Raw genomic sequence first — 22,158 nt, forward strand, 5'->3', positions numbered from 1 at the left:
GGTTGCGGCCGCGGCCGGAATTTCACCTCTTGGGGGTGACACGCCGGGCGTGCCGGGGCGCGTCGAGCCGTCCGGCGATGGACCGCCGTTCGTCGACGACCGGTGTCACATCGGTCTGGGTCTCGTCCGGCACGGACCGGCGCCGGATCCTCGGCATCTCGACGGTGACCTCGCCGGGCACCGGGACCGGACCACGCCGGTGCCGGGGCGGCGGCCGACGTTGACCGCCGTTCGAAGTGCCGTCGGCGGGGGCGGGCGGTGACGGCTTGCCCGCGCGTGCGAGCTGCGGCTCGGGAGGTGGCGCCGGAGGTTCTTCGGCCGCGGGTTCGCGGGCGGGGGCACGATGCGAAAGCTTGCGCGCGAGCGTGTGGCTCGGGCGCTCCACGAAGCGATAGCTCAGCTCGACCACCCCGAACACGGCTCCGATCGCGATGATCGCCGCGATCGGGAACGGCAGGATCGGGCGCAACAACTGGAGCACCACGAACGAGACCAGCATGTGCAGGAGGTACAGCGAATAGCTGCGCTCCGACATCGACGTCCAGAACTTCCACTGGCGCAGCTTCGGCTCGGCGAAGTAGCCCATCATGAAGCACAGCACGGCGAACGCGAGGGACAGGTTGTACGAGCTGTCGATCCGGCCGACATTGATGATGTCCGCCAGCACGTACAACGACCATGCCACCCCGGTGAACACCCCGCCGGTCCAGAGCGGGATCTTCTTCGTCGTCGTGGCCCAGATGATCTGACCGAGCAGCATGGCCGGCAGGTAGGACACGTTCACCGCGAACAGCGAATACGAAGCGTTGAGCTGGCTGCGGCTCATCATCACCACGAAGATGAAGGTCAGTTCGAGCGCGATGCCCAGCCACGGCCAGCGGCGCAGTGCTGGCAGCACGGCCATCAGCAACAGGTAGAACAGGACCTCGACGATCATGGTCCAGGCCACCGGCACCAGCACGACCTGCGGGAAGATCAGGTAGTTGACCAGCGCGGTGTTGGTCAGGACGGTGAGCGGGGTGAGCTGCTGCGACTGGCCGGTCGACGGCGGGTGGAGGTTCACCACCAGCATCAGCGTGGTCAGCAGCACGACGAACAACATCGGCGCGTAGACCCGGATGAACCGGTTGACCGCGAAGCGGCCCTGTCCCTGCTTCAGCGCGATCGGCGTGACCACGTATCCACTGACCAGGAAGAAGAACGGCACCGCGATCTGGCCGATGCCCTGTTTGGACATGTGCATCGGATCGCTGGTGAGCGCCTCGATGAAGCTGATATAGGGCGCGTTCTCGCCCTTGGCCATGACCCACGGGTGCGCGATATGGCTGTAGAACACCAGCAACGCGCCTAGCCCGCGGCCGATGTCGATGAAAACGATACGATTCTTGGGCGCCGATTTCGGCGCAGAGGCCGGGGAACCGGTCGCCGACGTCCCGCGGGCCCCGTCCTTGACCGGACTCGCCTGCTCGACCACCGGCGATCACCCCCATCCTCACCGCGAAGCGCCTCAAGAAGGGTAGCGTCCATCGCGGGGTGTCCTCCAGCGATACTCCCACGGCGGCAGGGAGAGCCGGTTGTTCGGTCCCTTACGTTCGGCTCGGCCGGCTATCGCGCTCTACTACGGCCTTCAGGCGATCGCGTTCGCGGTGCTCATCGTGATGGGCTTGCGAGTGCACTACCCGCCGGACTTCTTCATCGGTCACTGGGACGGCGCCTGGTTCCTCGAGATCGCCGAACACGGCTACCGCATCCCGGTTCTCCTGGACCAGCACGGGATGCCGGTCCAGAACAGCATGGTGTTCTTCCCGCTCTATCCCGCCTTGGTGGCCTTGCCGGTCGCGCTCGGCGTGCCCGGGGTGTGGGCCGGATTCCTGGTGACGCTGCTCGTCGGCGGACTGGCGGCGGCCGGATTGTTCACGCTGGGCTCCGAACTGGACGGGCCGCGCACGGGCACCCTTCTCGCCGCCCTCTGGGCGATCGCGCCGGGTGCGGCCGCGCTGCACATGGTCTACTCCGAGTCCCTCCTGTGCGCGTTGAGCGCGTGGGCGCTGGTCGCCGTCGTGCGGCGGCGGTGGACGGCGGCCGGGTGGCTGACCGTTCTCGCCGGGCTGACCAGGGCGGTCGCTCTCGCGCTGGTGGTCGCGGTGATGGTGGCGGCGCTGATCGCGATCGTGCGCCGGGAGGACGGCCGGCGGCCGTGGCTCGCGATCCTTCTCGCGCCGCTGGGTACCGCGGGTTACCTCGGTTACGTGGCCTTGCGCACGGGCCGGCCCGACGGCTGGCTGTGGCTGCAGAGCGCCTGGCAGATGCGGTTCGACTGGGGTCGTTTCACGTGGGAAAGGCTCGGGCGGGGACTGGTCGGCGACTCCCCCTGGCTCACCCTCACTTCGCTGATCGTGCTCGCCGCCGTGGTGCAGCTCGTGTGGCTGTACACGACGAAGACACACCCGGCGCTCTACGTCTACGGCACGCTCGTCGTCTTCATCGCGCTGACCTCGTCGAACTACTTCCAGTCGAGGGCACGGTTTCTGCTTCCCGCGTTCACCATCCTGCTGCCGGCCGCGATGCTCGCGGCCAAGCTGCCGAAGCGCGCGCTCGCCGTGCTGCTGCCCGTCGGCGCGCTCGCTTCCGGCTGGTACGGCATGTTCCTGACCACCGTCGCGACCGTGAACCCGTAATTCTTCTTGTGGTCAAACGGTTTCCGGGGCGAGCCACAGGGTGAGGAAGCCCTTGGCGTCTTCGCGGGCTTCGGCGATCAGAGCCGCGTCGTCGCGGGTGGGCGAGGTGACGGGTCCGTTGTCGTCCACCGGAATCAGGCGGTAGCCGTACTTGCGGTATCCGGCGAGCACCTTGGCCGGGTCGTCACCGAGTTCCTCGATGGCCTCCGGACAGAACTCGCACACCACATGCGGGTGGTCGCGTTCCAGGACACCGGCGAGTCCGGCGAGCGCACGGTGATCACGGCCCTGGAGATCGACCTTGATCAGGGTGACCGGCTCGGCGGTCACCTCGGGTTCCTGATCGAGCCGGAGCGCCCGCACCGCGACGCCGGGGCCGGTCGCGTTGACCCTGTTGTCGCCACTGTTGTCCGGCGTGGCGTGCTCCAGACGCAACTGTCCCGGCGCGTCCCAGGCCGCCGCGTCGAACACGGTGACCCGCTCCGCCACCGTCGCGGGCAGATTCACCGTCACGTTCCGGTGCAGGTACGCGGCGTTGACCGGGTCGGCCTCGACCGCGACCACCCGGCTCACCTCGGGACAGGATTTCAGCAGCCGCAGCGTGTGGTACCCCACGTGCGCGCCGATGTCGAGGAACGCGCCCGGATTCCGGTTGGCGAGATCCGCCATCAACTCGGCTTCGCTGTCTTCCCAGGAACGGTGATAGACGATCCACGGCAGCATCACTTCGTCGACCGGCATCAGCAGCGCGCCGACATCGCACGGCACGACGTCCGCGTCCCGGGGCACCGGCGCGTGCGCGAGCCGTGCGGCTTCGCGGAATGCCGTGACATCGCGCGTGACCCGCTGGATCGCCTTCTCGTCGCTGTCGAGCCGCTGATCCCGCTCCGCGAACATGCCGTGCACGGCTTCCATCCGCGCGTCCAGCGCACCGGAAAGCTCGGCCGCGCCGGCTTCGAGGTTCCGCAGTGCCAGTTCGGTGGCCGGCGACTGGTGGTTCAACCGGTCGATCTGCGCGGCGAGCGCTTCGAGTCGCTCGTCGAACTTCCGGCCCTTCTCGGCCGCTTCGCGGGCCTCCGAGGCGCTCGCTTCGAGCGCTTCGATCCTGGACAACAGGCGGCTGACGGTGTCCTCGACCCCGCCGAACAGTTCGCCCATCACCCGGCGCTGGTGCACGTCGTAGTGGTCGATCGCGCGCAGCACGACCTTGCGCATCGCGGGCGCGAGCGGCAGGCGGGCTGGGCCCGCGGTTTCGGGACGCCAGTGCAGTGCCTGCGTGGCGCGGTGCATCGGGGACAGCGGATGCTCCGGCCCCGCCGGCGCCGTCGATCCCCGGTTCTGCCAGCTCCGGTAAGCGCTTTCCAGCTCCTGGCGCATCCACTTCGCGGCCGCTTCCAGGGAACGGGTGCGCAGGATGTGCCGGCGTGCGGCCTTGCCCCGGCGTGCGGCCTCGTCCGGATCGTCGGCGACCTGGCGCATCGCCGCGGCCGCGGCGTCGAGGTCGGGGTCGGCCCACACCGCTTCGGCCTGGTACGGATGACAGTCCTTGCCGACCGGGATCAGGCGGTACGGGATGGCCCAGCCGGTCGAGTCGTCGAGGAACTCGGTCGTGCTCGAATAGCCGGTGGAAATCACCGGCATCGCCCGTGCCATCGCTTCCGCGACGGTCAACCCGAAACCCTCGCTGCGATGCAGCGACACGTAACAGGTGCTTCGCTCGTACAGGTCGTGCAGTTCCGCCACGCTCAGGTAGCGCTCGACGAGTTCGATCCGGTCGTCACCGGCGACGGCCGCGCGCAACCGTTCCGCATCCAGCGGGTGCAGCTTGGCGTTGATCGCCTTGATGGTGAGCCGGACGTCGTCCCGTCCGGGGAAGGCGCGCTGGAACGCGGTGACCGTGCCCCACGGGTTCTTCCGCTCCGCGACGCTGTTGAAGTCGAACGCGAACAGGAACCGCACCGGTTCGCCTTTTTCGCGCGCCGGCGGCGAGGGCTCGCCCGGGTCGCGCACCGGCACCGGAATGGTCTTGACCGGGACCGGGGAATGCCGGGCGAAGGCGGCGCGGCAGAAGTCGCTCACCGTCCACACTTCGTCCACCATGCCGAACGCTTCGTGCTGCCACTCCGGGAAGTCCTCGAGTTCCCAGGCCCACAGGCCGATCCGGTAACGCTGGTGGCCGACCTCCGGGTGATGGGTCAGGATCAACCGGGTCTGGTCCGCGTTCACCGCGAGGATGCTGACCGGGTACCGCGGCCGCCCCACGGTCTCCGGGCTGTCCATCCCGGTGCGGTTGGACACGGCCTTCTCTTCCAGCACCGAAGCGATCCCGACACCACCGGCCTCGATCGCCTCGTGCACGATCCGGCCCATTTCACCGAGACCGAGTTCAGCGGTGAGATAGCCGAGCAGGTTCACCCCGAACTCGTCGACGGGCGGCTCGCGCCGGAGCGGCTGAGCGGGCAGGGCCCACTCGGGCAGGCCCGCTTCGGCCACACCGGAGCCTTCACACCAGAAACGGAAGGCATCGGCGTTTTCTCCGCAGGGATGCGGGAAGGCCATCTGCAGGTCGATCCGGGAAGCCCAGATCGCCTGCGTGAGCCGGTTGAGCCCGGCCGCGGCCTGCGCGGGGTCCGCGGGTGAGGACAACCAGGCGCGGAAGGCCGCTCCACCGTCATCGGCGTAGGCGTGCGGCGGAGGCTCGGTCTTCTTGCGGTCGGCCTTGATCCAGGCGTCGCGGAACACCCGGCGGGCCAGGCGGGGAACGGGCTTGCCGTCGGCGAAAGTGGCGAAACCGTAAGGAATCGCGTCGAGCGCCTCGGCGTAACCGGCTTTCTTGAGCGCGGCGCCGTAGGCGTCACAGAGCTTCCGCACCTCGGGGTTGGCCGACAACACCACACGCGGCTTGCGGGCACAGTGGTAGGTCAGCAGCCACGGCTTTTCCGGACGGTACCCGCTGAAATGGAAGAACCTCAGCGGCGCGCCACCCGCGGTGAGCACGCCATCCGCGGAGCGCTCGACCGGCCGTTCGTGCACGTTCCAGTAGGCCACGTCGAAACCGGGGTCGGTGACGACGTGATGGTCGAACAGCGACGGGACCTGGTCCACCCACCGCTGGTCGGTGAACAGTTGCTGTTCCGGGGCGACGATGGCGTTGTGGCGCAGGCGCTCGGCCCAGAAGTCCAGGAACTCCTCCGAGCCGGGGCCGACCGCGACGAAGCCCAGGTTGAACATCCCGGTGCCCATGATGACGGCTTCGTCGGGCTCCATCCCGTCGCGCGGCAACGGCTTGAGAAAGTGCGGCGCGAGCACGATGGAGCGCTCACCGGCGAGCTTCGGCACCTCGGGCATCGGCGCGAAAACCTGGATGTCGGGATCGAGGTAGATCACGACGTCGTTGTCCTGGCGCAGTTTCCGCAACAGGAACGGCTTCACCGCGGTGGCCAGCTCGGTCACCGAATACGCGGTGGCCATCCGCGGGTACTCGTCCTCGGCGATACCGAAGGAGTCCGGGCCGACCACGCGGTAGCCGTCCTGCTCGGCGTTTTCGCCGCGCGGCGCGTCGATCACCGCGATCACGAAGTCGTGACCCGGGTGATGCTCGAGGTAGGAGGCGGCGAGCACGCGCGCCGCGGGCAGGTAGTTGCGCGCGACGATCGTGCACGCGGTGGTCACGTCAGCGTCTGCAGCTGAACGCGCCCAGCCGATCTCATGGCCAGGGATCTCCTCAGTGCCCGGCCCTCGTTTTGGCTGACGGGAGCCCTGCCCCCGAGATCGGCTACCTTCGGACGGCGCGTTCGGCCGGTCATTTTGCATGGCTAACTCAGCATTCGAAAGCAGTCTCTCAGGCATTTGCCGGCAGCACCTGCATCTGTGAAGCGAGGACGTTCGAGAAGTCGGTCTGCGCGGACTGCTGGTTCTTCCCGCTCACCTCGACCCGGACGATCACGTTGCCGTGGGCGTAGTGACCGCGGACCTGCGCGTCGTTGTTCTCCTTCGGCTTGATGGTCGTGGCGTAGACACCGTTGGGGCTGTCGTTCAGCCGTGACGCGCCATTGCGGATCTGGATGGACATCAGCTGGTTGGCCGCGTTCTGCGCGGCCACCGGGCTGTTCACCTCGGTGAGCAGCAGGACCACGGTGTTGCCGTCGTCGAGGTGGTGGACCACGTACTTCGTGGCGGCGGCACCGGCGCTGGAGTAGGTCGACAACTCGTTGGAGTTCAGGTAGTTCAGGCCGGGGACCGCGTTGAAGGTGGTCACGTTCTCGTGGCTTTCCGCCGCACCCGGGATGTTCGCGACGGCCAGCGGGTCGGGCGGTGCCTGACTCGTCGGCTGGGCGGCGCTCGAGGGAGCGGCCTCATGGCCACCACCGCCGCCCGTGCCCCACAACAGGTAGGCACCCAGCGCGATACCGGCGAGCACCACCACGGCGGCGACGATCGCGATGATCTTCTTCGTGTTTCCGTTGCCGGACTTGTCGTCGAAGGACTCCGGACCCTGCTGGACCCAGCCCGGGTCACCGGACGGGACCAGCGGCGGGAGGTCGCCGCCGCCCCACGGCGGTGTCTGGTCGGCCTCGGGCGCGTTCCACGGCTGCTGGAAACCACCGGCCGGGGAGACCGGGCCTGCCTGCGGGAAACCGCCGGCGGGCGCGACCGGCCCCGCCTGCGGAAAACCGCCGGGCGGTGAGGCCGGGTACTGCGGTTGCCCGTAAGGGGGGCGGCCCGGGTCCATCGGTTGCTGGGGCCGCCACGGCGGCACGGCCTGCGTACGTTCGGCGTCCTCGGGGGGCGGCTGCTGTTGCGGCGTGCCCTGGGGCGGACTGACCGGTTGGATCACCTGCGTGCTGTCACCGGCCGCACCGTTGTTCTCGGCCGGAGGCACGGGCTGCTGCGGGGCGGCGGTGTTGTCGGGCTGTCCGACCGCCGACGACAGGACCTGGTCACGCCGTACCCGGTAGTCGTCCGCGGAGAGTCGGCCGGAAGCAAGCTCTTCGTCCAGCTTGCGCAGCTCCTCCTGCCAAGACACCAGGGGCCCCCTTAACTTGTGACTGGCGGCGTGTCGCGCGCCACCGGAGTGACGACTCGCAACATTGTGCACGCCAGCGGTACTTCTCGGATGCGCGGGTCGAAGCGGGCGATCCTCAGCCCGCGGGCAGCGTCGTCGCCAGGCTGTCGTGGACCTGCGTTATCCGGGTGTGAAGGCTTGCGGGGTTCGCGGTGAGCGGCTGGGAAACGCCGATGCCGATCACGACCGGGCCGGAGGCATACCACAACGCGGTCACCCGGCCCGTCGAATTGCTCCCGGTATAGGCGGTGTCGGCATCCGCCCTGCCCAGGGGGTCGGCGCGGAACCCGGCGTTGATGAGGGTTTCGCGGAGGCCCTTGACCAGTTTCCCCGCGTCTTCGGCGGACGCGGTCGGGATGGCCACCATCATGTAACCGGCGTCGGGCTGGGCCGTTTCCGCGGAGGCGCGATAGACGACCTCCTGGGCACCGCTCGCCTTGACCTTGGGCACGTCGGTGGCGGAGATGATCTGCATCTGGGCGGCCTTGTCCACCGACATCGTGGAGTTGTTCGGGTTCGGCGTTCCGGGCAGTTCGGGCAGCTTTCCTTCCACGTCCAGCTGGGGATTGGCGACCGCGCTGCCCGGTGCGGGGGCGGCGTTGTCCGTCTTGGAGCCGCCGAACAGGAAGGTGGCACCGATGATCAGACCGAGGACCAGGAGCACACCGAGCGACAGGAACAGCCAGGTCGGTCCGTGCCCTCGCGGTTTGCCCCACACCGGCACGCTGGGCTGGCGCACCACACCCGAGGAATGGCGGGGCATCGGCGGGATGAGGCTGGGCGTCTCCTCGGCGCGGACAGGCCTGGTGATCACGGTCGGCGCCTCCGCCATCGACGGGTAGCGCATCGACTCGGTCGGCCGCTCGTCCGCGGGACTCGGCGCGCTGGTCGGCCGCTCCGAGGCGAGCAGCGCGGCCGAAGTGCCGGTCTGTTCCTGCGGGGACTCTTCGGCCGGCTGGGCCACCTCGGCGGGCTGCTCGGCCGGGGCGGGTTCCGGCGCCGCGGTGCCCGACCCGGGGTTGGCGCTTTGCCAGCCGGAAAAACCCCGTGGCGGGGTGCCCGTCGGGGCGAGAGGGGCGGCCACCGGCGACGGGGCGGCACCACCGGAGGCGGCGGCCAGCAGCTCGTCGCGTTGCTTGCGGTGCTCGTGGCGGCTGATCCTGCCCCTGGCCAGTTCCGAATCCAGGCGGCGGAGCTCCTCCTGCCAACTCATCGGGACTCCTCGGGTCGTTCACGTGGCGTCCGGGAAAGGCCCGACGCCGGCCCACCGACACCGTAGCGCCAACGGTCAGGCCCGTGTCGCAATGATCCGACAGCGTAGCCCACCCGTCACCCTCCACCACCCTCAACGGGCACGCTTCGCGTGGCAGTCACATCCACCGTCACCCTCCACCACCCTCAACGGGCACGCTTCGCGTGGCAGTCACATCCACCGTCACCCTCCACCACCCTCAACGGGCACGCTTCGCCGGACGGTCTTTTCCCACGGCGACGTACAGTGGAAACATGGCTTGGTTCGGCAGTGACATCTCGCGCAAGACTCACCCCGTGAGCGCCGAGGAGGCGCTTCCTGGACGCAGCGAGCCATTGGTGACCCCGGAATGGCACGCGGTGTACCCGGATCGCCGTATCAAACCGCCGTTCCCGGAGGGCTCGCGCACCGCGGTCTTCGGCCTCGGCTGCTTCTGGGGCGCCGAGCGGTTGTTCTGGCAGACCCCCGGCGTGTATTCGACCGCTGTCGGGTATGCGGGCGGCCATACCCCGAACCCCACGTACGAAGAGGTGTGCAGCGGCCGGACCGGCCACGCCGAGGTCGTCCTCGTGGTCTTCGACCCCGCGCGGGTGAGCTACGAAACGCTGCTCAAGGTCTTCTGGGAGGGCCACGACCCCACCCAGGGCATGCGCCAGGGCAACGACATCGGCACCCAGTACCGCTCGGCGATCTACTACACCGACGACGAGCAGCGCGCCGAGGCCGAGTCGTCCCGTGAATCTTTCGCCAAGCCGCTCGCCTCGGCGGGCTACGGCGAGATCACCACGGAGATCGCGCCGTTGCGGGAATTCTACTACGCGGAGGAGTACCACCAGCAGTACCTGGACAAGAACCCGAACGGGTACTGCGGTTTGGGTGGGACCGGAGTCAGCTGCCCGGTGGGTCTCGGGGTTTCCAGGGACTGATCGTGTGCTCTTCCACTCCCTGATTGCCTGCGCGAGGACCGACCGCAGCGCTCGCGCCGCCGAGGGCCGCGACGCTCTTCGGGTCGCGTTGAAGTTCGCTCCACGGCATTTCGATGACCATGTGGCAATTCTGGCTTTTCGAGAAGAGTTCGCGAGCCTGTTGCGATAGTCGTGACGAGGTGAGCCGACGGGCCTGCGTCTCTTGCCCAGCGCGCCTCGGCGCGCACGAGAGCTGATCACCCAAACGTGTTCTGACGAGGACTTATAGCATTAACGGTATGCCCTGGGGTACCGTCGAGTTGGAAGCGGAAGTTCGGGCCTGGATGGAGGGTCTGCCGAGCCGGTACTTCGCAGCGGCCGCCTTCTACGTCGATTTACTCGCCGAGCACGGGCCGTTGCTAGGAGAGCCGTACACCCGGCAACTCGACGGCAAGTCGCGTGAACTGCGGTTCTACCTGAACGGTGAGGCTGTGCGAATTACCTACTGGATAGCCTCGGGGCGACGCATCGTCCTGTTGACTCAGTTTCGAAAGAGCCGCATGCGCGAGGAACGCGAAGTGGCACGTGCTCGGACGGCGATGCGGCGATGTATCGCGGAAGGGCACACTGTGGGCGAGCACGGTGGAGAGTGACGGACATGAATGAGCGAACCGATTGGAAGAGTCTTCGGGACAGGCGTCTGACGGAGCATGGTGCTGAGGATGCTTACGAGGCTGCCCGCGTGGCGTTCGAGTTGGGGAAGGCCGTCCGGGAGCTTCGCGAGTCGCGTAACTGGACTCAGGTTCAGCTTGCGGACGCCGCCGGCATGACCCAGCCTGCGGTCGCTCGTTTCGAAGCCGGTGGGACGGTGCCGACGATTCCCGTTCTCGAGCGCCTCGCTCACGCACTTGGAGCTGACTTGGTGGTGCGATTGACCCCGCGCACGTCGGCGGCGTAACCGTCACGAAGCCGTGCAACCACCATGCGACCGCTCCCAACACTCATGAGTGGTAGGCGGAGGCTTGGAGTGTGAAGAGTTCGGCGTAGGCGCCTTCCAGTGCCATCAGTTCCGCGTGCGTGCCCTGCTCGGCGAGTTTGCCGTGGTCGAGCAGAAGGATTTTCTCGGCTTGGCGCACGGTGGAAAACCGGTGCGAGATGTAGAGCGTGGTGCGTCCGTGCGCGAGGGCGCGGAGCCGGGTGAACAGGTCGTGTTCGGCCCGCGCGTCCAGTGCCGAGGTCGGCTCGTCGAGGATCAGGATCGGTGAGTCGCGCAGGAAGGCGCGGGCCAGGGCGATTTTCTGCCATTCGCCGCCGGAGAGGTTGACTCCCTGGTCGAACCACCGGCCGAGCGGGCTGTCGTAGGCCTTCGGCAGAGACTCGATGCGTTCCGCGACTCCCGCCTGCTGTGCGGCGTCGGAGATGCGCGGCCGGTCCTCGAGATGGTCGAGCTGGCCCAGCCCGATGTTCTCCGCGGCGGTGCCCTGATAGGTCACGTAGTCCTGGAACATCGCGCTGATCAGCGAGCGCAACCGCTCCGGCTCGAACTCCCGGATGTCCACGCCGTCGAGCAGGATGCGACCCGCGGTCGGGTCGTAGAGCCGGCACAGCAGTTTGAACAGCGTCGATTTGCCGGCCCCGTTGCGGCCGACGACGGCCACGGTTTCGCCGGGGCGGATCTCGAAGCTGACGCTGTCCAGCGCGGGTGCCTCCGCGCCGGGATAGCAGAACGTGACTTCCTGGAATTCGACGTGTCCGCGTACTGGTTCGGGGAGTGGTCGTGGTCGCGACGGCGCGGTGATCTTCGGTTCGGTGGCGAGGAACTGGTACAGCGTGTCGAGGTACAGGTTGTTCTCGTACATGCCGGAAAACCCGTTGAACAGGCCGGAAACCGCGGTCTGCACGGCGGTCGCCGCGCTGGTGTAGAGCGCGAGGTCACCGATGGTGAGCCGGCCTCCCACCGCTTCGAGCGCGATGTAGAGCGCGATGGCGGAACCGGTCACCGTGGACAGCAGACTCCACGAGGTGCCCACGAGGTTCCGTTTCGTGGTGAGTTCGCGTTCGCGCGCGTAGTAGGTCTGGCCGAGTTTGCGGAACCGGTCGACCAGATACGGGCCGAGGCCGAAGAGTTTGGTCTCTTTGGCGTAGGTGTCCAGGGTGACCAGCTGCGACAGGTAGTCCAGGCGGCGGCGAATCGGCGAGATGTAGAGCGCCAGCATGAACGCGCGGTTCCCGTACTTGGACTGGGAGATGAAGGCGGGAACCGGGGCCAGCAGCGAGATGATCGCCAGCACGGGGCTGATCGACACGAGCAGTCCGATCATGCTGCCGAACGTGATGGCGGTTCGTCCGAGGCTCAGCGCCGAACTCATCATCGAGACCGGGCGTGACGGAGCCTCCTGCGAAGCCTGGCGGAGGAGATCGTAGGAGACCGAGTCTTCGAAGAAGGACAGGTCCATCCGGCTCGCGTGCGCCATCACCTGGTGCCGGATGGTCAAGGTCATGCGTTCCTGCAACATCTGTTGCGCGATATTGGTGAGCGCGGTGCTGATCGCGGTGAAGGTGAACACCGCGAGCTGGAACCCGGTGATCTCGACGATCCGGGCCGTCGAGCCCTGCCCGCGCACGGCCGCGACGACGGCGTCGAGCAGGAGTTTGGCGATGTAGGCGGTGAGCGTCGGCATCAACCCACTGACCACAGTGGACAGTAAGACCACGATGGTCATCGCCGGGCTCGCCTGCCACGTCAGCCGGGCCACCCGGGGCAGCCCCCGCACGGTCCCGCCGATCGAGGTGCGCAACCGGTTCAGCCGGGCACGGAGGTCTTTCGGTTCGTCCGGCGGTTGCGGGTCGGGAATTTCGATCGGGCCGGTGAGACCGCTGTCCGGAACGGTGCTGCTGGCCTGCCTCAGGCGACGCCTGAGCCCCAGCGGCGGACCACCCTGCGTCATGAGGGCGTCACCGCCCCGTTGAGGAAGACGTCCACCAGATCAGCGGTCGTGGGTCCGTCCTGGTCGTCGCGGGCGCGGCTGAGCAGCAATGACAGGAAGACGCCACCCAGTTGGTTCGCGGGAAGCCGAAGCCGGTCGCGCTCGGGTTCGAAAAGTTCGGCCAGGGCGTCACGCATCGCGGTGAACGAGCGGTGCCGGTCGAAGCGGTGCCGGTCCTCCGGCTTCCGCTCCGGTGTCCGTCCGGACGCCTGCAGGGCGGCGGCCATCGCGCCCATCCGTTGCAGGTGGGCGGAGAGCGCGTCGGCCGCTTCGGTCAACCGGTCCACCAAGGGCCGGTCGAACGGGATCTCCGCGATCACCTCGATGACGTCGTCAGGGCGCAGGGCCTCGTGCAGGCAGGCGTCGATCAACTCGTTCTTGTCGGTGAAGGCGCGGAAAATCGTGCCTTCACCGATCCCGGCGGCGCGGGCGATCTGCGCGGTGGTGACGGCGGCGCCGTGCTCGACGACGAGTGGCAGCACCGCCCTGACGATCATCTTGCGGCGCTCTTCCTGGCTCATGCCCGGCGCCCGGCGTTTGGTTCCACTGGAGGTCACGCCGTCCAGGATGCGGAGTGAGTGCTCACTCCGTCAAATGGTTTAATTCCGGTGACGCGAAGGAAGGCAACCGGCACCACTGGCGGCACGTCGAATGAGCGTGGTTTCCTCCGAGCCGGTGAGCAGCGCGGTGACTCGTAACAGGTTTTTCCGGCCTGTCCTGGCCATCGTGGCCTTCCTGGCGGCACTGGCCCTCGTCGTGTTCGCCGGGTCGTCGGTCTCGGTGCACGAGAAGGTGCTCTACCAGGCGTCGTCGAAGGATGCGGGCGTCACGTACGAGGACATGGGAGCCCAGTGGGCGAGCGATCTCTCCCTGGTCCGGATCTTCAGCCTGAACGGTAGTCGTTACGAGTTGCACCTCGGCCCGGGCGCGAAGGACTACTACTACCCGGTGGCCTTGCGGTTCGGGTCCGGCGAACCCCGGATCCGCAAGGTCGACTGGAAGTCCGACGGCGTCACCGTGACCTTCGAATCGGGGGATTCGGTCGGTGTGCCCGCGGACAACTTCCGCAAGGTCAGATAGCTCCAGCCGGAAAGGCCGTTTCGCCCGGAACCCGGGCGAAACGGCCCCTTTCGCGAAGACCGAACCGGTCAGTAGGTGATCGCCACCGCCGGGTCGGCCAGGATCGCGCCGACATCGGCGAGGAACTCCGATCCCTGCTGGCCGTCGACCAGCCGGTGGTCGAAGCTCAGCGCGAGCTGGAGCACCTTCCGTACCCGGATCTCGCCGTCCACCACCCAGGGCATGTCCCGGATCGCCCCGAACGCGAGGATCGCGGCCTCACCGGGATTGATGATCGGGGTTCCGGTGTCCACCCCGAACACCCCGACGTTGGTGATCGTGATCGTCCCGTTCAGCATGTCCGCGGGTGGGGTCCTGCCCTCACGGGCGGTCATGGTGAGCCCCTCGATGGCGCCGGCCAGCTCCGCCAGCGACATCGCGTCGGCGTCACGGATCTTCGGCACCACGAGCCCGCGCGGGGTGGCCGCGGCGATTCCGAGATGCACGTAGTCCTTGTAGACGATCTCGCCGGCCGCCTCGTCCCACGTGGCGTTCACGTCCGGGGTCCGCTTCACCGCCAGGCAGACGGCTTTGGCCGCGAACGCGAGCGGGGTCAGCTTGATCCCGGCGAACCGGGGATGGCGCTTCAGCTTTTCCCGCAGTTCCATCATCGGCGTGACGTCGACGGTGAGGAACTCCGTGACGTGCGGCGCGGTGAACGCACTGTCCGTCACCGCCCGCGCGGTCGCCTTGCGCACGCTCTTGATCGGTACCCGGCGCTCCCGGGCGTCCGCGAGCGCCGGCGGCGGGGCCGCCGCCCGTTCCACATCCTCCCGGGTGATCACACCGCCCGCGGCCGAGCCGTTCAGCGCACCGAGGTCCACGCCGAGGTCCTTGGCGAGCTTGCGAACCGGTGGCTTCGCCAAGGGCACGTATCCACCGCGCCGCCCGGTTTCGGCCGGTGGCTCCGGTGGAGCTTCCGGCCGCGAGACCGCGTCGGCCTTGGCTGGTGTCTTCGGCGCGGCTTGTGCTTCACGGCGGGGGCGACGTTGTGCCGAACCCTGTTTCGAGCCGTAACCGACGAGGGGCTTCATCTCCTCCTCGGCGGCCGGAGCCGGCGGAGTGCCGTTCGACGCGGCGACCCCGGCGGGGTCGATGTCGATGGTGAGGATCGGGGCGCCCACCTCGACCGTGTCACCGGCCGACGCGAGCAGTTCGGTGACCACCCCCGCCCACGGGATCGGCAACTCGACCGCGGCCTTCGCGGTCTCCACCTCGACGACGATCTGGTTCACCTTCACCTCGTCGCCCGGTTTCACCCGCCAGCCGAGGATTTCGGCTTCAGTGAGGCCTTCGGCGGTGTCGGCGAGCAGGAACTGTTTGAGGTCGGGCACGCTCACCACCCCAGCGAGCGGTCGACGACGTGGAGCACCCGGTCCAGGTCGGGCAGATAGTGTTCCTCGATCTTCGACGGCGGATACGGCGTGTCGAACCCGGTCACCCGCAGCACCGGCGCTTCCAGCGAATAGAAGCACTCCTGCTGCACCCGCGCGGCGATCTCCGAGGTCAGGGACGACTCCGACGGTGCCTCGCTGACCGCGACGAGCCGTCCGGTGCGGCGCACCGACTCGAACACCGGCGCCAGATCCAGCGGGGAAAGCGTGCGCAGGTCGATGACCTCCAGCGACCGGCCTTCCTCTTCCGCCGCGATCGCCGCGTCCAGGCACACCTTCACCGAGGGGCCGTAGGCCACCAGCGTCGCGTCCGTGCCCGGGCGCACGACGCGGGAGGCGAACAACGGACCGGGTGGCGTGGTGGTGTCCACTTCGGACTTGAGATGCCCGGAGTGGTAGAGCCGTTTCGGTTCGAAGAACAACACCGGGTCGTCACAGGCGATGGCCTGCTGGATCATCCAGTAGGCGTCCGCGGGGTTGGAGCAGGACACCACCTTCAGCCCCGCGATGTGCGCGAACAGCGACTCGGGCGACTCGGAGTGGTGCTCGACCGCTCCGATCCCGCCGCCGAAGGGCACCCGGACGACCACCGGCACCTTGATCCGGCCCTGGGTCCGATAGTGCAGCTTGGCCAGCTGGCTGCTGATCTGGTCGAAACCGGGGAAGATGAACCCTTCGAACTGGATCTCGCACACCGGGCGGAATCCGCGCACCGCCAGGCCGACCGCGGTGCCGATGATCCCGGACTCGGCCAGCGGCGTGTCCAGCACGCGCTGCTCGCCGAAGTCCTTCTGCAGCCCGTCGGTGATCCGGAAGACCCCGCCGAGCTTGCCCACGTCCTCGCCGAGGACGAGCACCTTGTCGTCGGCCTCCATCGCGGCCCGCAGGCCGAGGTTCAGCGCCTTGCCGATGGTCAGGGCGCGCGGCGCGGCCGGCGTCACGTCACTGCCTACGTCCGACTTCACGGGGGCCGCCATCATCGCTCACCCGCCGCGGCGAAGCCTTCCAGGTAGGACAGGTACTCCTCGCGCTGCGCTTCCAGCGTCGGGGAACCCTCCGCGTAGACCTGGGAAAAGACCCGCTCGGGCGGCGGTTCGGGCATGTTGAAACAGAAATCTCGCAGCTCGGCGGCGAAGGCGTCCGCCTCGGCTTCGATCCCGTCGAAGTAGGCTTGGTCGGCCATGCCGGTCCGGGCCAGGTGCACCCGGACCCGTTCGATCGGGTCCTTGTGCTTCCACACCTCGAGTTCCTCGGACAGCCGGTAACGGCTCGGGTCGTCGGTCGTGGTGTGCGCGTCCATCCGGTAGGTGAACGCCTCGATCAACACCGGGCCGTTGCCGTGGCGGCACTCTTCGAGCGCCCAGCGGGTGACGGCGAGGCAGGCCAGCACGTCGTTGCCGTCGACCCGGATACCGGGGAAGCCGTAGCCGCGGGCGCGCTGGTACAGCGGGAGGCGTGACTGCCGTTCGGTCGGCTCGGAGATCGCCCACTGGTTGTTCTGGCAGAAGAACACCAGCGGCGCGTCGTAGACCGCGGCCCAGACGAAGCCCTCGTGCACGTCGCCCTGGCTGGTCGCGCCGTCACCGAAGTAGACGATGGTGGCCTCGTCGTCCTCGGCGGGATTGCCGTCGGCGTCGGTGTTCCCGACCCGGCCCTCGAACTTCTGGCCCATCGCGTAGCCGGCCGCGTTCAGCACCTGGTTGCCGATGACGATGGTGTAGGGGTGGAACCCGCGGGCGCTGAAGTCCCAGCCACTGTGGTCGGTGCACCGGAAGATCCCGAGCACTTCGCGGAAGTCGACGCCGCGAGTGAACGCCACGCCGTGCTCCCGGTAGCTGGGGAAGGCCATGTCCTGTGGTCGCAGCGCCCGGCCCGAGCCGATCTGCGCGGCTTCCTGGCCCAGCAGCGGTACCCAGATGCCGAGCTGGCCCTGGCGCTGCATGGCGTTGCATTCGCGGTCGGCTCGCCGGACCAGCACCATGTCGCGGTAAAGGCCACGGAGCGTTTCGGCGTCGACATCGCTGACGTAGGGGTCGAATCGCGCCGAGGCGACTCGTTCTCCTTCGGGGGTGAGCAGCTGAGTCAACTCAGCGCCACCTTCGGTCGTTGCTCGCAAACCGGCGATCACCTGCTCCCGGGTCGGTTGTGCCGCTCGTGCGGCCGGTCCGTCTCCGGGTTCGGGGTGCGTCCACTGTTCTGGGGACGACATGCGCTCTCCTCGGTATCCATGCCGTTGACCTGCTTTTGGCGGCCAGCGGCGGCCGGCGGCCACCCGCGCATCGGATCTCAAGCGCTCGGGTCGGCCGCCGGTTGTGGCGGCCTACGCCGAACATCCTGACATGAACTCGCCTCTCCGGGTGAGAGGCCGAAGCCCATTCGTTGCCGGGAAACCCGCTATGACCAGCGGAAATGCTTGGACTACCGAGTGTGGGCACGCCGAAGGTCGGTCTTGCTCACGCGGTGTGACCAGCTGTGGCGCGGTCCTTCGCCGGACGTGGTGGCCCAGATGGCGATCATGACGTGACCTCGGCCACACCGCTGCCCGGTGCCTTACGGGGGGCGATGGCAGGATGGTGACCGTGGAGCAGACAACCGTGCGTGAAACCGTCAGCAGGCTGTGGTCCGAAGAGATCCTGCCGAGCCTGTCCGGGCTGGTGGAGATCCCGGCGCTGTCCGAGGCATTCGATCCCGACTGGTCGGCCAACGGGCACCTGGCCGCCGCGGTCGAGCACGTCCGTGCCTGGATCACCGCGCGGAACCTGCCCGGCGCCACCCTCGACGTGGTGAAGCTCGGTGATCGCAGCCCCGTCCTGCTGGTCGACGTGCCCGCGACGCCCGGCGCCGAGGACCGGGGGACGGTACTGCTCTACGGCCACCTCGACAAGCAACCTCCGGTCGGGGGCTGGTCCGACGGCCTCGGCCCGTGGACCCCGGTCGTCCGCGACGGCAGACTCTACGGTCGCGGCTGCGCCGACGACGGCTACTCCGGTTATGCGGCCACGGCCGCGTTGGAGGCCGTCCACGCGGCCGGCGGGCGGCACGCGCGGTCGGTGATCGTGCTGGAAACCGGCGAAGAGTCGGGAAGCCCGGACCTGCCCGCCTACCTCAACCATCTCGAGGACCGGCTGGGTGAAGTGTCCCTGGTCGTGTGCCTGGACGCCGGCGGCAACGACTACGAGCGGCTCTGGCTGACCACCAGCCTGCGCGGCATGGTGCAGGTGCGGGTCACCGTCGGAGTGCTCGACTCGGCCCAGCATTCCGGGTTGGCCAGCGGCATCGTGCCCAGTTCATTCCGCATCCTGCGGCGACTGCTCGACCGGATCGAGGACAGTGAGACCGGGGAGATCAAGCTCGCCGAGTTGAACGTCGAGATCCCAGCCGATCGAGTGGCGGAGGCCCGCGCGTCCGCGCAGGCGACCCCAGGGGCGATCCGGTCGGCCTTCCCCCTGCTGGAAGGCATGCGGCCGGTGACGGACGACGAGTTCGAACTGCTGCTCAACAACAGCTGGCGCCCGACGCTTTCGGTGATCGGTGCCTCCGGACTTCCCGAACCCGCGAACGCGGGGAACGTGCTGCGGGACTCCACCACGCTCGCGCTGAGCTTCCGCCTGCCGCCCACCGCCGACAGCGCGGTCGCGCTCGCGGCCGTCGAAAAGGCGCTGACCACCGACGTTCCGTACGGGGCACGAGTGACGCTGTCCGGCCTGGAGTCCGCCGACGGGTGGAACGCCCCGGAGCCCGCGCCGTGGTTCTCGGCCGCTCTCGACGAGGTGGGCGAGGGAGTCTTCGGCGCACCGGCCCGCGGCATCGGCATCGGTGGTTCGATCCCGTTCATGGGATTGCTGGCCCGGAAGTATCCCCAGGCGCAGTTCCTGGTCACCGGTGCGCTCGGCCCGGACTCCAACGCGCACGTGCCCGACGAATGGCTGAATCTGGCGTTCGCGGCTCAGGTCACCGAGGCGGTCGCGCATGTCCTGAACGCGCACGCGCACGGCTGACGACCTTCTTTCTCGCTGCAATCAGTACGTAACAATGTGGGTACTGCGTTAGAGGTCGTTCCGATGGCAGGATGCGAGTTTCACACCGATCCGACCTACCGGGAGTGACCAACGTGGCGTGTGGAACACACATCAAGGTGCTCATCCTGCTGCCCGCCGTCGCGTTGGCCGGCCTGACCGCCGCCTGCGGCGCGGGCGGTAACGGCTCCGGCGGCGCGGCCGCCACCTCCGGCAGCAGCGCCGCGGCGGCGCCGGTACCGGCGGTGGCCAAGGATGACCGGCTCGCCGCGCTGGTGCCCGCCGCCGTCGCCGCCGACGGCAAGGTGACCGTCGGACAGGACCAGACCTATCCACCGAACGAGTTCGTGGACGAAGGCGGCAAGGTCGTCGGCTTCGACGTCGACCTCGGGAACGCGATCGGCCAGAAGCTCGGCCTCACCTTCGAGTACCAGAACGCCGACTTCAGCGGAATCCTGGCCGGTCTGGCGGCGGACAAGTACGAGCTGGCGATGTCGTCCTTCTCGGTCAACGCCGAGCGCCTGCAGACCGTGGACATGGTCTCCTACTACAAGGCGGGCACCTCGCTCGGCGTGCTCAAGGGCAACCCGGCGAACCTCACCCCGGACACGTTGTGCGGCAAGAACCTGGCCGTGCAGAAGGGCACCGTGCAGGTCGACGACGCGACCAAGCGCTCGGAGAAATGCACCCAGGAGGGCAAGCCCGCGATCAACATCCAGCAGTTCCAGGCCCAGACCGACGTGAACCTGCAGCTGACCACCCGGCGCAGCGACGCGATGCTCGCCGACTCGCCGGTGGTCGACTACGCCGTCACCCAGACGAACGGTCAGGTCGAGGTCGTCGGCCAGCCGTACGACACCGCGCCTTACGGTGTCGCGCTGAAGAAGGGCAACGGGACCTTTTCTCAGGCCGTCCAGGGCGCGGTGCAGGCCCTCATCGACGACGGGACCTACGGCAAGATCCTGGCCAAATGGCACCTGAGCACCGCGGGCGCGGTCACCAAGTCGGACATCAACCCGGCCGGCTGAGGCGATGAGCGAGCGCGTCTCAGCCGACCGGGAAACCGTCGCGCCCGAGGCCATTCGCGCGGTGCCCGTCCGGCACTACGGCCGGTGGGTCGCGGGCTTGGTCATCCTGCTGGTCGCCGTCATCGTGGTGCACAGCGTGGTCACCAACGCCCAGATGCAGTGGAACGTCGTCGGGGACTACCTGTTCAACCCCCGGGTGCTGCGCGGGCTGGAGAACACGCTGATCCTCACCGCGATCTCGATGGTGATCGGCGTGGTGGGCGGTGTGCTCCTCGCCGTGATGCGGCTTTCACCGAATCCGCTCACCTCGAGCGCGGCGGCGCTCTACATCTGGTTGTTCCGGGGCACACCGCTGATCACCCAGCTGATCATCTGGAACTATCTCGCGTTGTTCTATCCCCGGCTCGGCGTCGGCATCCCGTTCGGCCCGACGTTCGTCTCCGCCGACACCAACCACCTGATCACGCCGTTCGTCGCGGCGCTGCTCGGGCTCGGGCTCAACGAGGCCGCCTACATGGCCGAGATCGTGCGCGGTGGCATCCTCTCGGTGGACGAAGGCCAACTGGAGGCGGCGAGCGCGCTGGGCATGTCCCGGACGCAGACGCTGCGACGGATCATCCTGCCGCAGGCCATGCGGGTGATCATCCCGCCGACCGGCAACGAGACCATCGCGATGCTGAAGACGACCTCGCTGGTGATCGTCATCGGGTACTTCGAACTGATGACCTCGGTCCAGCAGATCTACGCGCAGAACTTCAGGATCGCCCCGCTGCTGATCGTGGCCGGGTTGTGGTACCTGCTGCTCACGTCGATCCTCACCGTGGTCCAGACCTGGATCGAGAAGAGGTTTTCGCGGGGTTCGGCCTCGCCGAAGACGACCATCTGGACCGCGCGCATGCTCGGCTTCCGCTTCGGCTCACGGAACGAGGGGGCCGCGCGATGACACCCGTGGTGCAGGCGCAGGGCATTCACAAGCGGTTCGGGCGCCTGGAAGTGCTCAGGGGCATCGACTTCGAGGTGCGGCCGAAGGAGGTGGCCTGCCTGATCGGCCCGTCCGGCTCGGGCAAGTCCACTCTGCTCCGCTGTATCAACCACCTGGAAAAGATCGACGCCGGGCGGCTCTACGTCGACGGGCATCTGGTCGGGTACCGGCAACGGGGCGACAAACTCTACGAGCTGCGGGAAAACGAGATCGCCGAGCAGCGCAGGGACATCGGCATGGTCTTCCAGCGCTTCAACCTGTTCCCGCACATGACGGCGCTGGAGAACGTGATGGAGGCGCCGGTACGGGTACGCCGGGAGAACAAGTCGCAGGCCCGTGAGCGGGCGCTGGAACTCCTCGACCGCGTCGGCTTGGCGGACAAGGAACGGACCTACCCGGCTCAGCTTTCCGGCGGTCAGCAGCAGCGGGTCGCGATCGCGCGTGCCCTGGCCATGCGGCCGAAGCTGATGTTGTTCGACGAACCCACGTCGGCACTGGATCCGGAACTGGTCGGGGACGTGCTCGGCGTGATGCGGCAGCTCGCGTCCGACGGCATGACCATGGTCGTGGTGACCCACGAGATGCAGTTCGCGCGCGAGGTCGCCGACAAGGTGATGTTCATGGACGGCGGGGTGGTCGTCGAGGCGGGCACTCCGGAGGAGGTCATCGGCCATCCGGCGCACGAGCGCACCCGGGCCTTCCTCGCCCGTGTGCTCACGCCGAACGACTGAC

18 protein-coding genes are annotated in these 22,158 nt (G+C 68.1%); 9 read left to right on the top strand and 9 right to left on the bottom strand.

What is annotated here, in order from left to right; all coding sequences use genetic code 11:
• Nucleotides 1–22 precede the first annotated feature (22 nt).
• Complete coding sequence (locus ACFSXZ_RS17310; RefSeq protein WP_378266047.1) at nucleotides 23–1,474, bottom strand: acyltransferase family protein; 1,452 nt, start codon at nucleotides 1,472–1,474, stop codon at nucleotides 23–25.
• A 100-nt stretch (nucleotides 1,475–1,574) separates the two neighbouring features.
• Here ACFSXZ_RS17310 and ACFSXZ_RS17315 point away from each other — a divergent pair, with 100 nt between their 5' ends.
• The gene (locus ACFSXZ_RS17315; RefSeq protein ID WP_378266048.1) at nucleotides 1,575–2,678 is read left to right on the top strand and encodes a hypothetical protein; all 1,104 of its coding nucleotides are present in this window, start codon (nucleotides 1,575–1,577) and stop codon (nucleotides 2,676–2,678) included.
• A 12-nt stretch (nucleotides 2,679–2,690) separates the two neighbouring features.
• Here the strand turns inward: ACFSXZ_RS17315 and ACFSXZ_RS17320 are convergent, their stop codons facing one another.
• The 3 genes from ACFSXZ_RS17320 to ACFSXZ_RS17330 all read right to left on the bottom strand — a co-directional run bounded on the left by ACFSXZ_RS17320 (nucleotide 2,691) and on the right by ACFSXZ_RS17330 (nucleotide 8,956).
• A complete protein-coding gene (locus ACFSXZ_RS17320; RefSeq protein WP_378266049.1) occupies nucleotides 2,691–6,350 on the bottom strand; it encodes an FkbM family methyltransferase in 3,660 nt (1,219 codons plus the stop codon).
• Between the two features lie 169 nt (nucleotides 6,351–6,519).
• Complete coding sequence (locus ACFSXZ_RS17325) at nucleotides 6,520–7,704, bottom strand: hypothetical protein (protein WP_378266050.1); 1,185 nt, start codon at nucleotides 7,702–7,704, stop codon at nucleotides 6,520–6,522.
• A 115-nt stretch (nucleotides 7,705–7,819) separates the two neighbouring features.
• Nucleotides 7,820–8,956 carry a hypothetical protein gene (locus ACFSXZ_RS17330; RefSeq protein ID WP_378266051.1) on the bottom strand — a complete coding sequence of 379 codons (1,137 nt, stop codon included), beginning with the start codon at nucleotides 8,954–8,956 and terminating at the stop codon, nucleotides 7,820–7,822.
• A 293-nt stretch (nucleotides 8,957–9,249) separates the two neighbouring features.
• On the opposite strand from ACFSXZ_RS17330, the gene msrA reads away from it, so the two are divergent.
• The 3 genes from msrA (at nucleotide 9,250) to ACFSXZ_RS17345 (ending at nucleotide 10,858) form a co-directional block, all read left to right on the top strand.
• Nucleotides 9,250–9,921, top strand: coding sequence for a peptide-methionine (S)-S-oxide reductase MsrA (gene msrA / locus ACFSXZ_RS17335; RefSeq protein ID WP_378266052.1), 672 nt, complete (start codon nucleotides 9,250–9,252; stop codon nucleotides 9,919–9,921).
• A gap of 278 nt (nucleotides 9,922–10,199) precedes the next feature.
• Nucleotides 10,200–10,553 carry a type II toxin-antitoxin system RelE/ParE family toxin gene (locus ACFSXZ_RS17340; protein WP_378266053.1) on the top strand — a complete coding sequence of 118 codons (354 nt, stop codon included), beginning with the start codon at nucleotides 10,200–10,202 and terminating at the stop codon, nucleotides 10,551–10,553.
• A gap of 5 nt (nucleotides 10,554–10,558) precedes the next feature.
• Nucleotides 10,559–10,858: a helix-turn-helix domain-containing protein gene (locus ACFSXZ_RS17345; protein WP_378266054.1), complete on the top strand. Its 300-nt coding sequence runs from the start codon at nucleotides 10,559–10,561 to the stop codon at nucleotides 10,856–10,858.
• A gap of 43 nt (nucleotides 10,859–10,901) precedes the next feature.
• On the opposite strand, the gene ACFSXZ_RS17350 is transcribed toward ACFSXZ_RS17345, so the two are convergent.
• Together ACFSXZ_RS17350 and ACFSXZ_RS17355 are read right to left on the bottom strand one after the other, a co-directional pair.
• A complete protein-coding gene (locus ACFSXZ_RS17350; RefSeq protein ID WP_378266055.1) occupies nucleotides 10,902–12,848 on the bottom strand; it encodes an ABC transporter ATP-binding protein in 1,947 nt (648 codons plus the stop codon).
• Complete coding sequence (locus ACFSXZ_RS17355; RefSeq protein ID WP_378266498.1) at nucleotides 12,845–13,408, bottom strand: TetR/AcrR family transcriptional regulator; 564 nt, start codon at nucleotides 13,406–13,408, stop codon at nucleotides 12,845–12,847. The genes ACFSXZ_RS17350 and ACFSXZ_RS17355 overlap by 4 nt, the downstream gene beginning before the upstream one ends.
• Nucleotides 13,409–13,538: 130 nt before the next feature.
• Here ACFSXZ_RS17355 and ACFSXZ_RS17360 point away from each other — a divergent pair, with 130 nt between their 5' ends.
• A complete protein-coding gene (locus ACFSXZ_RS17360; protein WP_378266056.1) occupies nucleotides 13,539–13,967 on the top strand; it encodes a hypothetical protein in 429 nt (142 codons plus the stop codon).
• A 68-nt stretch (nucleotides 13,968–14,035) separates the two neighbouring features.
• Here ACFSXZ_RS17360 and ACFSXZ_RS17365 read toward each other — a convergent pair whose 3' ends face one another.
• The 3 genes from ACFSXZ_RS17365 to pdhA are packed head-to-tail and all read right to left on the bottom strand — an operon-like array spanning nucleotide 14,036 to nucleotide 17,609.
• A complete protein-coding gene (locus tag ACFSXZ_RS17365) occupies nucleotides 14,036–15,340 on the bottom strand; it encodes a dihydrolipoamide acetyltransferase family protein (RefSeq protein ID WP_378266057.1) in 1,305 nt (434 codons plus the stop codon).
• Between the two features lie 2 nt (nucleotides 15,341–15,342).
• On the bottom strand, nucleotides 15,343–16,377 hold the full coding sequence (locus ACFSXZ_RS17370) for an alpha-ketoacid dehydrogenase subunit beta (protein ID WP_378266499.1): 1,035 nt from the start codon (nucleotides 16,375–16,377) through the stop codon (nucleotides 15,343–15,345).
• Nucleotides 16,377–17,609: a pyruvate dehydrogenase (acetyl-transferring) E1 component subunit alpha gene (gene pdhA / locus ACFSXZ_RS17375; protein WP_378266058.1), complete on the bottom strand. Its 1,233-nt coding sequence runs from the start codon at nucleotides 17,607–17,609 to the stop codon at nucleotides 16,377–16,379. The genes ACFSXZ_RS17370 and pdhA overlap by 1 nt, the downstream gene beginning before the upstream one ends.
• Nucleotides 17,610–17,970: 361 nt before the next feature.
• Between pdhA and ACFSXZ_RS17380 the strand changes: the two genes are divergently transcribed.
• From ACFSXZ_RS17380 to ACFSXZ_RS17395, 4 genes are all read left to right on the top strand, one after another.
• Complete coding sequence (locus ACFSXZ_RS17380; protein WP_378266059.1) at nucleotides 17,971–19,398, top strand: M20/M25/M40 family metallo-hydrolase; 1,428 nt, start codon at nucleotides 17,971–17,973, stop codon at nucleotides 19,396–19,398.
• Between the two features lie 113 nt (nucleotides 19,399–19,511).
• A complete protein-coding gene (locus ACFSXZ_RS17385; RefSeq protein WP_378266060.1) occupies nucleotides 19,512–20,444 on the top strand; it encodes an ABC transporter substrate-binding protein in 933 nt (310 codons plus the stop codon).
• 4 nt (nucleotides 20,445–20,448) lie between these two features.
• The gene (locus tag ACFSXZ_RS17390; protein WP_378266061.1) at nucleotides 20,449–21,387 is read left to right on the top strand and encodes an amino acid ABC transporter permease; all 939 of its coding nucleotides are present in this window, start codon (nucleotides 20,449–20,451) and stop codon (nucleotides 21,385–21,387) included.
• Complete coding sequence (locus ACFSXZ_RS17395; protein ID WP_378266062.1) at nucleotides 21,384–22,157, top strand: amino acid ABC transporter ATP-binding protein; 774 nt, start codon at nucleotides 21,384–21,386, stop codon at nucleotides 22,155–22,157. Before ACFSXZ_RS17390 ends, ACFSXZ_RS17395 begins: the two co-directional genes overlap by 4 nt.
• Nucleotide 22,158 lies beyond the last annotated feature (1 nt).

The sequence above is a fragment of the Amycolatopsis pigmentata genome, from assembly GCF_042684065.1.
Lineage (GTDB): Bacteria > Actinomycetota > Actinomycetes > Mycobacteriales > Pseudonocardiaceae > Amycolatopsis_E > Amycolatopsis_E pigmentata.

Coding starts and splice junctions, on each gene's coding strand:
- ACFSXZ_RS17330 (WP_378266051.1), bottom strand. CDS start 8,956: ATGAGTTGGCAGGAGGAGCTCCGCCGCCTGGATTCGGAACTGGCCAGG.
- msrA (WP_378266052.1), top strand. CDS start 9,250: ATGGCTTGGTTCGGCAGTGACATCTCGCGCAAGACTCACCCCGTGAGC.
- ACFSXZ_RS17340 (WP_378266053.1), top strand. CDS start 10,200: ATGCCCTGGGGTACCGTCGAGTTGGAAGCGGAAGTTCGGGCCTGGATG.
- ACFSXZ_RS17345 (WP_378266054.1), top strand. CDS start 10,559: ATGAATGAGCGAACCGATTGGAAGAGTCTTCGGGACAGGCGTCTGACG.
- ACFSXZ_RS17350 (WP_378266055.1), bottom strand. CDS start 12,848: ATGACGCAGGGTGGTCCGCCGCTGGGGCTCAGGCGTCGCCTGAGGCAG.
- ACFSXZ_RS17355 (WP_378266498.1), bottom strand. CDS start 13,408: ATGAGCCAGGAAGAGCGCCGCAAGATGATCGTCAGGGCGGTGCTGCCA.
- ACFSXZ_RS17360 (WP_378266056.1), top strand. CDS start 13,539: ATGAGCGTGGTTTCCTCCGAGCCGGTGAGCAGCGCGGTGACTCGTAAC.
- ACFSXZ_RS17370 (WP_378266499.1), bottom strand. CDS start 16,377: ATGGCGGCCCCCGTGAAGTCGGACGTAGGCAGTGACGTGACGCCGGCC.
- pdhA (WP_378266058.1), bottom strand. CDS start 17,609: ATGTCGTCCCCAGAACAGTGGACGCACCCCGAACCCGGAGACGGACCG.
- ACFSXZ_RS17380 (WP_378266059.1), top strand. CDS start 17,971: ATGGTGACCGTGGAGCAGACAACCGTGCGTGAAACCGTCAGCAGGCTG.
- ACFSXZ_RS17390 (WP_378266061.1), top strand. CDS start 20,449: ATGAGCGAGCGCGTCTCAGCCGACCGGGAAACCGTCGCGCCCGAGGCC.
- ACFSXZ_RS17395 (WP_378266062.1), top strand. CDS start 21,384: ATGACACCCGTGGTGCAGGCGCAGGGCATTCACAAGCGGTTCGGGCGC.